The following is a 12,994-nucleotide window of genomic DNA, read 5'->3' on the forward strand; positions in this document are numbered from 1 at the left end:
GATCGATCTTTCATGGGCACTGCGACGACCGCAAGTCAGCGGTCGTTTTTTTGGGGCGGAATGTATGGGTCAGATCGTCGCAAAGGCTGCGCAGGTAGGGCTACCGGTGCTCACTACTTGCCGTGAGGGGCCCAAGGGGCTGCGGAATGCAGCCTCGTTGATTGGATAGGTGTGAATAGTGTGCGATCCCTCATGCGCTACGACCAAACTGGGATGGTCTGGGCAGAGTGTGATGAATCTCGGTGTCCTTCCTGCGCATGGAACCCATCCAGTTACTTGCGGAAGTCCGTTCTCAGGAGCGATGGCTAGGGTTGAAAGCGTTTCGTGTCCACGATTGCTGACAAATAGCCACTGACCAGTCGGATCCAGTGCAATCCCGGCGGCCTGATTGTGACCATCAAAACCAGTGGGCAACAGCTCTGCGAGATCGATGAGGTTGCAATCCGATTCGTTGAGCTGGTACGTAGCTAACGTCGAGTCCAGTTCGTTAACAATATAGAGCAATTGGCGCGACGGATGAACAACCCCATGACGGGGGCCGGCTCCTGGGCGGGCAGCGATGCGGCGAACGGAATTTTGGCGCCAGGCCTTGCGGATGCTGTCGAACTCGGCGAACCAGATAGTATCGGTCCCCTTGTCGGGGAATATGAACCAGTCTGTGCCAGCGAGGCGCAAGACTTGATGAGGGTGCGGACCACGTTGCTCGACTGCGTTAGGGCCAGGTGCTCCAGTGAACTGGAGGATGCTGACGACAGGCGCCAGACTGTCGTCAGTCAAGACAGGAAGTGCGACAGCCGTTCCACTTGCGTAGTTTGCCACTACAAGTTCAGTGCCCGACTGGGTCAGGCAAAGATGCACCGGGTTTAACCCATGCGTGGATTGAGTATTCACGTAGGTCAGTGATCCGTCAGCCCTATCAATGCGGAATGCACTGACCTCACTCTCGTCGCCATGCACGCAGAAGAGACGGAGTCGCTCCTGGTCCACCAGCAGATACGACGGGTTGACCAAATTCGGCATGCTCTGCTGATGAATCCAGCTTCCATCTCGCTCGAGTAGGAATACTTCAATTCCTTGGCCTCTCGCGTTGCGTTTGGTCGTCGTGCGGCAACCGGTATAGGCGATCGTTGGCATGTCTCTTCCTCAACTGCTCGTACGTCAGCGAGGCGTACGAATGCATTATTGGCAACGGAAAGGCAATGAAAAGGCACCAAGAGGTGGGACTTCGCCAGCTATCCCTCGGCCAATTTCCGGTATGTAAACCCTAATTCTGCGACGTTATGTGACGTAATGTCCGCATCAAGCATTGGTATATGCCCTGAGCATGTTGCCACTGCTTTTTATGCATTCTATGATCATAAAAAGCGATAGGCAATCTAGATCAAATACAGGAGACAGAGTCATGACGTCCATGCTCAACCAACGCCGGCGGGCTCTCGTGCAAGCAATCTTCGCAGCGCCGGTGGCCGGCATTGCTTCGATGTCGTCGCGTCCTGCGATGGCCGAAAGTGCCTTTCCATCGAAACCCATTACGTTCATCGTGCCCCAAGCCGCTGGCGGTGGCGCCGATCTGCTGTGCCGGACGATCCAAGGCAAAGCTCAAGGGTTGCTTGGCCAGCCGATCGTGATTGACAACCGACCCGGAGCTGCCGGGAACATCGGAACGGTCGCGGGCGCCCGCGCAGCAGCCGACGGCTATACGATGACCTTCGTGAACCTTTCCACGATGGCGTTGAACCCTCATCTATATTCGCGGCCAGGGTATTCCGTGGCGGATTTTGATCCGCTGGTTTGGATGGCGTCAGTGGCAAACATTCTGGTAGTGAACCCGAATGTCGCGGCAAAAAGCCTCCAAGAGTTCCTGGCCTTGGCAAAGGCCAAGCCTGGCAAACTCACATACAGCACCGCGGGGAACGGCAGCGGCAATCATCTCGGCGGCGAGATGCTCAAATCTCTGGCGAAGATTGACCTCGTGCATGTGCCCTACAAAGGGGGCGCCCCAGCCGTAGTAGCTGTTTTGGGGGGCGAAGTAGATGCGTGTATTGCTGACCCCCTCGCTGCGCTGCCGCACATCAAGTCTGGCAAGTTGCGGGCCTTGGCTGTCACTTCGGCGAAGCGCGCGGCAGCCTTGCCTGATGTGCCGGCAATGTCGGAGGCAGTGCCGGGATATGAGGCAACCTCCTGGGCCGGAGCTGTTGTCCCCAAGGGTACGCCCGCGGCAACCAGTCAAAAACTGAGTCAGGCGCTCCTCGCGGGGCTCAGGGATCCAGAAAACGCGAACAAGCTCAGGAGCCAACTGTATGAACCCACGGCTGCTGGCGGCGCGGAGTTTGCGGCGCTGATTCGGAAGGAGAATGACAAGTGGTCGAAGCTTATCCAGCAGTTGGGAATGCGGATTGACTGAATTCACAAGGGCATGGGCGATTGGCGTCTGTCATGGCAAAATGCCATTTGAAGCCATGACGCCGAGTGCGCCGAATGAATCGGCTAGCTCACTTTCTACTGCCGGTCGACCCATGAACCTCTCTCAACTGCAAACACGCGTAGCGCGGGAAATTGTCGCCTTGGCGCGTCAAGACGCGCTTCGTACAGGCGATCATCTTGCGGAGAGCATACTGGCCGACCGAATTGGGGTATCAAGGTCTCCAGTGAATGTCGCGCTGCGATACCTGGTAGAGGTTGGGGCAGTCGTCCACGACCACAATCGAGGTTTCTTCCTGAATAAGGACGCCTCGGATCTGTCGGCAATTGCGCAGGAGCTTTCGCAGGAGCCAGACGATCCGCTGCATCTTAAGATTGCGGAAGACCGGCTAAGCGGAGCCCTGCCAGATTTTGTGACCGAAGCCGATATGATGCGACAGTACAACGTCGCGCGTAGCGCATTGCGCAAGGCGCTTTCCAGGATTCAGGAAGAGGGTTGGGTCGAGAGGTCCATTGGGCACGGCTGGACGTTCTTGCCGATGATCGACTCGGCTCAGGCCTACGAAGAAAGCTATCTCTACCGGACTGCCTTGGAGCCTACCGGGCTTTTGAGCCCATGGTTTCGCGCAGATCCTGTCGAGCTTGCCTCGGTACGCCGCCAACAGCGTGCGATCGTCGACGGCGGGTACAAGACGATGACGCCAATCGAACTGTTCGAATCCAACAGCCGCTTTCACGAGACCATTGCCAAATGGTCTGGTAACCGCTTTCTCGTGCAATCCATCAAGCGAATGGACTCGCTGCGGCGCCTTGTAGAGTACGGGCAGGCCAAGGACCGCAAGCCGCGCCAAGAACAGGCGATCGAACATCTGGCCATCCTCGACGCAATTGCCGCGCAAGACATGCTGAAGGCGGCTGGATTGATGCGGGAGCACCTGGAAGGGGCTCGTCAGCGAAAGGTACGCAGCAAGTCGGTGTTCAAGAGCGCTGCCTGACAGGCGGGACGCCAAGTCCCAGCTCATTTCCTTCTTCAGGCAACAGTTCTCCGATCCGCTGCCACTTTGTCATAGCCGGTTCTCGGCTGGGCGCTACCACCTCATCGGTGGTGATCACTCTCGCGCGTACCGCGTCCGTAGTGTTCTTGGTACGGATCTCATCCCCATGTCACCGAAGTGCATTTTCGCGCATGTTGCGCGGCTGAGCGAGCCATTTGGCCCGGCCTTATCGAAGTGCACTCCAAACTCTCACGCACCAGATTGCTGTCCTGCCCTGATTTATTGTTGCACAGAGTGCATTTTCTGATATCGCCCACACTGTGTAATGCCATTGAAAGCTCTGGTTTTCTGCGGTTCTAGGGTAAACGCCTAAGCTTTCCTCTTTGCATTCTGTAATCACAAAAAGCTATACTTGGGTCAACGAAGCAGGGTCGCAAATGGGATTTGCGACAGCCCGAGACGCATACCACCATGTGTCGCGTTTTTCCCCAAGCAGCCAGCTCACCTGCAGCCGACCGCAAATCCAGATCGGAGACAAAGCATGACCAGCAAAACCCCTTCCGGCGCCGTCCTCCTGAAGCCCGAAACGCTGCCGACGCATGAGCGTGGCGGTGGCGCACGCACTACGCCACTGGTTTCACGCGAATTGGGTACGACCAGCTTCATCACGGGATACACGTCGTTCGACGGCGGTGTGGAGATTCCCTTCCATAGCCATAACTGCCAGGAAAGCGTCGTTCTGATGGAAGGCGAGGCAATCTTGGATATCGATGGCCTCGAATATCGGCTCAAGGCCCACGATGTCACGTTCATCCCGCCTAACGTCAACCATCGTTTCCGCAATGTGTCGGAGACCGAGCCGATGAAGATCATGTGGATCTATGCGACGGTCGAAGCAACGCGCACGCTGACTGAAACGGGTGCTACGAACCCGGTTTCGGCAGAACACGGCAAGCGCTGATCGCGCTACACCCGCCAGCTCCATCCCAGGTCTGCGGCAGCTTGCCGTTGACCTTGCAGCGCGTGGAACCGACCCGGATCAAGCCGGGGCGAAGGGCTCCTGCGCCCTCGAACTTTGTGACCGGCCGCCGAGCAGATGTCTCGTCAGTCCCCACAGGCTAATAAGTAAGTCATACCCGCCTGCCGGTCCAGAACAATGACGCGAGACAACGATGTTGGTACTTCTCGGTTTCGGCATGATTGCCGCATTCATGACTCTGATCATGGCGAAGCGGCTCACGCCAGTGGCGGCGCTTATCCTCGTGCCGATCGTCTTTGGGCTGATCGCAGGAGGTGGGCTCGACTTGGGGCATTCGATCATCAAGTCCATCAAGACGGTAGCGCCCACCGCTTGCCTGCTCTTCTTTGCCATCATCTACTTCGGCATGATGATCGACGTCGGCATGTTCGACCCCCTAATCAAGCTCATTCTGCGATTTGTTCACAATGACCCGGTTCGCCTCGCGATCGGCACAGCGCTTCTCACTGCGATTGTCTCGCTCGACGGTGACGGCTCGACGACGTTCATCATCGTTACTTCGGCATTCTTGCCGATCTACCTTCGCCTGGGAATGAGCCCCTGGGTGTTGACATGCATTGCCGCGACTGCCAATGGGATCTTCAATACGGTGCCGTGGGGCGGTTCCACCGCGCGTGCAGCAGCGGCTCTGAAGTTAAACCCAGTGGACATCTTTGTGCCGATGGCGCCGGCTATTTTTGCGTCCATGTGCGCATTGCTGTTCCTTGCCTATCTGCTGGGACGGTCAGAGCGTGCGCGCCTTGGAATACTTGCGATCCAACCCGATTCTGGACTTCTGGGCACTGGCGCAAGGCGTGCCGCCCCGGCTGCTGCGTCGACAGGCTATGTGGGTGCACAATCGGGAGCTATGGCTTTGCCGCTTCCTGGCGCGATGGCCGCCATGCGGCTAGATGCCTCCGCGATGCCGACGCGCAATGATGAAGACGATTTTTCCGCACCATTTTCGAACGATGGGCATCTGTTGCAGCGTCCCCACGCTCGCCCGCGCCTCGTCTGGATCAACGCGCTACTGACACTGGCCGTGATGACATTGTTGGTCATCGAAGTCATCCCTTCGCCCGTCGTTTTCCTGCTTGGGGTGGCCGTAGCGCTAGTCGTCAACTTTCCCCGCGTCGCCGATCAGTCGGAACAGATCAAGTCTCACGCATCGAGCATTGTCGGTGTTGTGGGTATGGTGTTTGCAGCGACAGTGCTGACGGGAGTGTTGAGCGGAAGCGGAATGGTCGAGGCGATGGCCAAGTGGCTCGTTGCAATCATTCCTGCCTCCTGGGGGCCCCATCTGGCGATCGTGACCGGCGTCATCAGTATTCCAATGACGTTCTTTACAAGCAACGATGCTTTCTACTTCGGGGTGCTTCCAATCCTCGCGGAGACTGCCTCGCACTACGGCATCTCGGCCGTCGAAATGGCGAGAGCAGCGATCGTCGGACAACCGTTGCATCAATCCAGTCCGCTTGTGCCTTCTTTTCTTCTGCTTGCGGGGCTAGCCAAGGTCGAACTTGGTGAGCATGCGAAAAGGACGATCTGGCGTGCTGTTGTGGTCGGACTGATCATGCTACTTGTGGGCGGGTTGACCGGCGCCTATCCCATCTAACCGGGCCGGTCGTAACCAACAAACGAATATCGCAATACTGGAGATTGATATGCCAACCACCGTCCACGCCGAAGCATTGACTCGTTTCGGAACAGCCATCCTGGAAACATTCGGAGTCCCTACCAAAGACGCGCATCTGCTGGCGGACAGCCTGGTGGTTGCTGAGCTCTGGGGTCACTCCTCTCACGGCATGCTTCGTTTGCCTTGGTACGTAGAGCGTCTGCGTAGCGGCGTGATGACGGCCGTCACGAAGCCCGAGATTGTTATGGATGGCGGTGCGGTGACGGTTATCGACGGCCATCACGGTATCGGCCAGGTATTGTCGGCACGGGCGGTGGATCTCGGTATCGAGCGAGCCCGCAAGCACGGCATCAGTGCTGTTGGCGTTCGAAATTCGAACCATTTCGGCACGGCAGCCTACTTCACGCGCATGGCGGCAAAGGAGGGGTGCGTCGCAATTTTCGCCACGAACGCCAGCCCTGCCATGGCTCCCTGGGGCGGCAAAGCCAAAAGCATCGGGACTAATCCGTGGTCGGTCGCAGCGCCCGCGGGTAGTCGCGGCGTTGCAGTCATGGATATTGCCAATACCGCAGTGGCGCGCGGCAAGATCTATCTCGCCGCCGAGCGTGGCGTCGAGATTCCGAATAGCTGGGCGGCCGATGAAAACGGCGTGCCGACTACTGACGCTAAGGAAGCAATCCATGGCTTGATCTTGCCAATGGCAGGTCATAAGGGCTACGTCATCTCGTTCATGATGGACGTACTCGCCGGGGTGTTAACCGGCAGTCATTTCGGCTCCAATGTCGCTGGCCCCTATGAAGCAAATCGCCCCAGCGGCTGCGGCCATCTCCTGATTACGATTGACGTCAAATCGACGATGCCTCTGCCCGAATTCGAACAGCGCATGGAGGCGTTGATCGAGGAAGTGAAGGCGGTTCCGAAAGCTCACGGCATTGAGGAGATTTTCTTCCCCGGTGAGCTTGAAGACCGCAACACGGTTCAATTGAAAGAGACCGGCATCTCGCTTGCCGATACTACTTGGCAAAGCATGGTCAAGCTTGCTACCGAAACCGGTACGGCGCTGCCCGCCACCATCAACTAAGAAGGACTTTGTGATGATCGCACTGATTGTTTCCCTCGACGTCTATCCGGAGCGCCTGGAGGAATTCCTCGCCGCAATCAAAGAGAACGCGACGCGGACGTTCAACGATGAAGTCGGATGCAAGTATTTCGACGTGACGCGGGACACGAAAAATCCGCATCACTTCATGTTCTACGAGCTGTATGACGACGAGGCGGCCATCGAAGCCCATCGCGCCGCGCCGCATTTCGCGGAATGGCGCAAGGCTGCAGATCGGTGTGTGGTGAAGGGTAGCCAAGTCAACACGATCTGCACCCAGCTCTTCCACCACGCCTGAAAACTACATGGCGCTTGTGCGAGTGTTGCTACGAGGCGCAGGCACTGAACGAAACTGGCAGACAGGATAGCCATGACCAATACCATTACGACCTACAACCCCAGCACTGGAGCGGCGCTTCAAACCTATGAAGGGTGGGGTGCCGAGCAGATCGAGCAAGCAGTGGACGCCGGACACACTGCTGCGCTGGCATGGGGCAAGCAGCCGCTTGAAGTCCGTGTTGCTGCCGTTCGCCGACTGGCCGAAGAGTTGCGCCGCCAAAGCAAGTCGTTCTCCGAACTGATCACGGCCGAGATGGGCAAGGTCGGTGCCGAGGCCGCTGGCGAGCTGGAGAAGTCGGCAGTCACGGCGTTGTACTACGCCGACAATGCTGAGCGCATTCTGGCAGATGAGAAGGTCAACATCGAAGGCGTAGACGCGTGGGTCAGCTATGAACCCATCGGGCTTGTCCTGGCAGTCATGCCGTGGAATTTCCCTGTGTGGCAGGTGATGCGATTCGCGATTCCGGCGATCACCGCGGGTAATGGTGTGTTTCTGAAGCATTCGCCCAATGTAACGGGCTGTGCGCTGGCTTTGGAGCGATTGTTCCTCGACGCTGGTGTGCCGAAGGGCGTAGTGACGACCTTGGTCGTAGCCGAGCCTCAGGTACCGCAGGTCATTGACGGACTGATCCAGGACGATCGGATTGCCGCGGTTACGCTGACCGGTTCGAACAGGGCTGGAGCTGCCGTAGGCGCTGCCGCAGGACGGGCATCCAAGAAATCCGTTCTGGAACTGGGCGGCTCCGACGCGTTCATCGTTCTGGACGACGCAGATCTGACGACAGCGGTAGCAGCAGCGGTCAAGGCACGGTTCCACAACGCCGGCCAAAGCTGTGTATGTGCCAAGCGATTCATTGTCTCGGAGGGTATTGCGAAGGAGTTTGCAGACCGCTTCGTGCAGGCTAGCAAGGACCTGGTTGTTGGCGACCCCACCGATTCCGCTACTCAGATGGGCCCGCTCGCCCGTCCGGACTTGCGTGACGCGCTGGATCAACAGGTGCGGCGCTCACTGGACGCAGGCGCATTGCTGCTTGCAGGCGGAAAGTCCGTAGATGGGCCGGGCAATTTCTACGAACCCACCGTGTTGGGTAACGTCAAGCCGGGTATGGCTGCGTTTGATGAGGAGACCTTTGGTCCGCTCGCCGCGATTGCCGTTGCCAAAGACGATGAAGATGCGGTCCGGTTGGCGAACGCAACGCCCTTTGGGTTGTCCGTCAGCGTTTGGGCAGGGTCGGGCAAGAGGGCCTTGGCTGTTGCCAAGCAGATCACCAGTGGTGCCGCGTTTATCAACGCAATCACCGCATCCGATGCGCGAATTCCGTTCGGAGGCACAAAGAAATCGGGTTACGGACGTGAGTTGGCGGCAGCCGGCATCCGCGAGTTCACCAACGCGCGCACCTTCTGGGCAGTTGGCGCAAAATAATTCCCGCCCATGATCACTCCCGCCCTCAGGGGCGGGAGGCAGACGTCATATCGATGAACGCCCCACTCGTGCTCGACGCCAAACTCGCAGCGCAGGACGCCCCGCCGCGCCTGCGCGAGATCCCCTATAACTACACGTCGTTTTCAGATCGCGAGATTGTTATCCGTCTGCTCGGCGAGGAAGCCTGGCGCATCCTGGACGAACTGCGCGGCGAACGCCGCACCGGCCGCTCCGCCCGCATGCTCTACGAGGTGCTCGGCGATATCTGGGTGGTCCGCCGCAATCCCTATCTGCAGGACGACCTGCTCGAAAATCCCAAGCGCCGCCAGATGCTGGTGGATGCGCTGCATCACCGCCTCGCCGAAATCGAGAAGCGCCGCGCCGCGGACCGTGCCGAGCACGCCGAACCGGCCGCCGAGGATCGCTCGCATCGCGTGGAGCAACTGGTGGTGTTCGCCAAGCAGGCGATCGAATCGTTCAAGCAGGAATTTGCCGATGCCTATGCGCTGCGCAAGCGCACCCAGCGCGTGCTGGGCCGCATCACGCAGAAGGACAACATCAAGTTCGATGGCCTGTCGCGCGTCTCGCATGTGACCGACGCCACCGACTGGCGCGTGGAATACCCGTTTGTCGTGCTGACGCCCGACACCGAGGAAGAAATCGCCGGCATGGTGAAGGGCTGCTTCGAACTGGGCCTGACGATCATCCCGCGCGGAGGTGGCACTGGCTACACCGGCGGCGCCGTGCCGCTGACGCCGTTCTCGGCCGTCATCAATACCGAAAAGCTCGAACGGCTCGATGCGGTCGAAATGACCGATCTGCCCAACGTGCCGCACAAGGTGGCAACGATCTTCTCGGGCGCAGGCGTGGTGACGCGTCGCGTGGCCGACGCTGCCGACAAGGCCGGACTGGTCTTTGCAGTGGATCCGACGTCGATCGATGCCTCGTGCATCGGCGGCAACGTGGCGATGAACGCGGGCGGCAAGAAGGCCGTGCTGTGGGGCACCGCGCTGGATAACCTGGCGTGGTGGCGCATGGTCGATCCCGAGGGCAACTGGCTCGAGATCACGCGCATGGACCACAACCTCGGCAAGATCCACGATGTGCCGGTGGCCACGTTCGAACTGAAGTGGTCCGATGGCGATCGCAAACCGGGTGAGAAGGTGCTCCGCACCGAGACGCTGGCCATCGAAGGCCGCAAGTTCCGTAAGGAAGGTCTGGGCAAGGACGTCACCGACAAGTTCCTGGCCGGTCTGCCCGGCGTACAGAAGGAAGGCTGCGACGGCATCATCACGAGCGCGCGCTGGATTCTGCATCGCATGCCCAAGCACATCCGCACCGTCTGCCTGGAGTTCTTCGGCCAGCCGCGCGATGCGATCCCGAGCATCGTCGAAATCAAGGACTTCCTGGACGGCGAGTCGAAGCGCGAAGGCGGTGCCATCTTGGCCGGCCTCGAACACCTCGACGAACGCTATCTGCGCGCGGTGGGCTATGCCACCAAGAGCAAGCGCAACGCGTTCCCGAAGATGGTGCTGATTGGTGACATCGTCGGCGACGACGAGGATGCCGTGGCACGCGCCACCTCGGAAGTGATCCGCATGGCCAACGGCAAGAGCGGCGAGGGTTTTATCGCCGTGAGCCCGGAAGCCCGCAAGAAGTTCTGGCTCGACCGTTCGCGTACCGCGGCCATCGCGCGCCACACCAACGCCTTCAAGATCAACGAAGACGTGGTGATTCCGCTGCCGCGCATGGGCGAGTACACCGACGGCATCGAGCGCATCAACATCGAGCTGTCGATCAAGAACAAGCTCAAGCTGACCGACGATCTCGAAGCATTCTTCGCACGCGGCAATCTGCCGCTGGGCCGCAGCGACGACGCCAACGAAATCCCGAGCGCCGAACTGCTGGAAGACCGCGTGCAGCACGCGCTGACGCTGATGCGCGAAGTGCGTGCGCGCTGGCACTACCTGCAGGATCATCTCGATACGCCGCTGCAAACGGCCAAGGCATCGCTGATCGGTCATGGCCTGGGCCTGCTGGGCCCGGCATTCGAGCAGCGCCTGCAAGCGCAGCCGGACGCCACGGTGTTCCACCTGCTGCAGGACCGCACGATCCGCGTGAGCTGGAAGCAGGAGCTGCGCGCCGAGCTGCGCAAGATCTTCAACGGGGGCGAGTTCAAGCCCATCCTCGACGAAGCGCAGAAGATCCACAAGCAGGTGCTGCGCAGCCGCGTCTTCGTGGCGCTGCACATGCACGCCGGCGACGGTAACGTCCACACGAATCTGCCGGTGAACTCCGACGACTACGACATGATGAAGGAGGCCCACGTCGCGGTGGCCCGCATCATGGACCTCGCACGTTCGCTGGACGGCGTGATTTCGGGCGAGCACGGCATCGGCATTACCAAGCTGGAATTCCTGACCGAAGACGAGATCGGCGAGTTCCGTGAGTACAAGCAGCGCGTGGACCCGCAAGGCCGCTTCAACAAGGGCAAGCTGCTGCCGGGCGCGGACCTGCGCAATGCGTACACGCCGTCGTTCGGCCTGATGGGACACGAGTCCATCATCATGCAGCAGAGCGATATCGGCGCGATTGCCGACAGCGTGAAGGACTGCCTGCGCTGCGGCAAGTGCAAGCCGGTGTGCGCCACGCACGTACCGCGTGCCAACCTGCTGTACAGCCCGCGCAACAAGATCCTGGCAACGTCGCTGCTGGTGGAAGCGTTCCTGCACGAAGAGCAGACGCGCCGTGGCGTGTCGATCAAGCACTGGGGCGAGTTCTCGGACGTGGCCGACCACTGCACGGTCTGCCACAAGTGCGTGACGCCATGCCCGGTCAAGATCGACTTCGGCGACGTGTCGATGAACATGCGCAACCTGCTGCGCAAGATGGGTCAGAAGAAATTCAACCCGGGCGCCGCAGCATCGATGTTCTTCCTGAACGCGACCAATCCGCAGACCATCAACCTCGCGCGTACCGCGATGATGGGCGTGGGCTACAAGGCGCAGCGCCTCGGCAATGAGGTGCTCAAGAAGTTCGCGAAGAAGCAGACCCAGCATCCGCCTGCAACGGTTGGCAAGCCGCCGGTGCAGGAGCAGGTGATCCACTTCATCAACAAGAAGATGCCGGGCAATCTGCCCAAGAAGACCGCGCGCGCGTTGCTCGATATCGAAGACAACGAGATCGTGCCGATCATCCGCAATCCGAAGACGACGACGGCCGAGACCGAAGCCGTGTTCTACTTTCCGGGCTGCGGCTCGGAGCGGCTCTTCTCGCAGGTGGGTCTGGCGACGCAAGCGATGCTCTGGCACGTAGGTGTGCAGACCGTGCTGCCGCCGGGCTACCTGTGCTGCGGTTATCCGCAACGCGGCGCCGGCCAGTACGACAAGGCCGAGAAGATGGTCAGCGACAACCGGGTGCTGTTCCACCGCGTGGCCAATACGCTGAACTATCTCGACATCAAGACCGTGGTGGTCAGTTGCGGTACGTGCTACGACCAGTTGGCCGGATACGAATTCGACAAGATCTTCCCGGGCTGCCGCATCATCGACATCCACGAGTACCTGCTCGAAAAGGGCGTGAAGCTGGAGGGCGTCACCGGTACGCGCTACATGTACCACGACCCCTGCCATACGCCGATCAAGACGATGGACCCGACCAAGCTGGTGAACGACCTGATGGGCGGCAACCAGGGTGGCGGCAAGATCGAGAAGAACGAGCGCTGCTGCGGTGAATCGGGCACGCTGGCCGTGACGCGTCCGGACATCTCCACGCAGATCCGCTTCCGCAAGGAAGAAGAAATGCGCCGCGGCGCCGACAAGCTGCGCACCGACGAATTCAACGGCGACGTCAAGATCCTGACGAGCTGCCCGTCGTGCCTGCAAGGGTTGTCGCGTTACAACGAGGACGCCACGGTCACCGCGGATTACATCGTCGTCGAAATGGCCAAGCACCTGCTGGGCCAGAACTGGATGCCGGAGTACGTGGCCAAGGCCAACGCGGGCGGGATTGAGCGGGTAATCCTATAACGGCGTTTTGCCCGAGATACCTCGGGCAAAACGTC

General features: G+C 59.7%; 9 protein-coding genes. 8 read left to right on the forward strand and 1 reads right to left on the reverse strand.

The features are described from left to right. Nucleotides 1-69: 69 nt before the first annotated feature. On the reverse strand, nt 70-1,134 hold the full coding sequence (locus GA566_RS19745; protein ID WP_160473780.1) for a beta-propeller fold lactonase family protein: 1,065 nt from the start codon (nt 1,132-1,134) through the stop codon (nt 70-72). Nucleotides 1,135-1,402: 268 nt separating this feature from the next. On the opposite strand from GA566_RS19745, the gene GA566_RS19750 reads away from it, so the two are divergent. The 8 genes from GA566_RS19750 (at nt 1,403) to GA566_RS19785 (ending at nt 12,959) form a co-directional block, all read left to right on the forward strand. Next, nucleotides 1,403-2,404 (forward strand): tripartite tricarboxylate transporter substrate binding protein, encoded by a 1,002-nt coding sequence (locus GA566_RS19750; RefSeq protein ID WP_160473781.1) that lies wholly within the window; start codon nt 1,403-1,405, stop codon nt 2,402-2,404. Further along, a complete protein-coding gene (locus GA566_RS19755; protein ID WP_237380509.1) occupies nt 2,397-3,416 on the forward strand; it encodes a GntR family transcriptional regulator in 1,020 nt (339 codons plus the stop codon). The genes GA566_RS19750 and GA566_RS19755 overlap by 8 nt, the downstream gene beginning before the upstream one ends. A 541-nt stretch (nt 3,417-3,957) precedes the next feature. After that, nucleotides 3,958-4,377 (forward strand): cupin domain-containing protein, encoded by a 420-nt coding sequence (locus GA566_RS19760; protein WP_160473782.1) that lies wholly within the window; start codon nt 3,958-3,960, stop codon nt 4,375-4,377. 211 nt (nt 4,378-4,588) lie between these two features. Then, a complete protein-coding gene (locus GA566_RS19765; RefSeq protein ID WP_160473783.1) occupies nt 4,589-6,049 on the forward strand; it encodes a CitMHS family transporter in 1,461 nt (486 codons plus the stop codon). A gap of 49 nt (nt 6,050-6,098) precedes the next feature. Then, nucleotides 6,099-7,151, forward strand: coding sequence for an Ldh family oxidoreductase (locus GA566_RS19770; protein ID WP_160473784.1), 1,053 nt, complete (start codon nt 6,099-6,101; stop codon nt 7,149-7,151). 13 nt (nt 7,152-7,164) lie between these two features. Then, nucleotides 7,165-7,467, forward strand: a complete 303-nt coding sequence (locus tag GA566_RS19775; protein ID WP_160473785.1) for a putative quinol monooxygenase — start codon at nt 7,165-7,167, stop codon at nt 7,465-7,467. 72 nt (nt 7,468-7,539) lie between these two features. Then, nucleotides 7,540-8,931, forward strand: a complete 1,392-nt coding sequence (locus GA566_RS19780; protein ID WP_160473786.1) for an aldehyde dehydrogenase family protein — start codon at nt 7,540-7,542, stop codon at nt 8,929-8,931. A gap of 53 nt (nt 8,932-8,984) precedes the next feature. Next, a complete protein-coding gene (locus GA566_RS19785; protein ID WP_160473787.1) occupies nt 8,985-12,959 on the forward strand; it encodes an FAD/FMN-binding oxidoreductase in 3,975 nt (1,324 codons plus the stop codon). Nucleotides 12,960-12,994 lie beyond the last annotated feature (35 nt).

Source organism: Cupriavidus sp. SW-Y-13 (assembly GCF_009793345.1).
Classification (GTDB): domain Bacteria; phylum Pseudomonadota; class Gammaproteobacteria; order Burkholderiales; family Burkholderiaceae; genus Cupriavidus.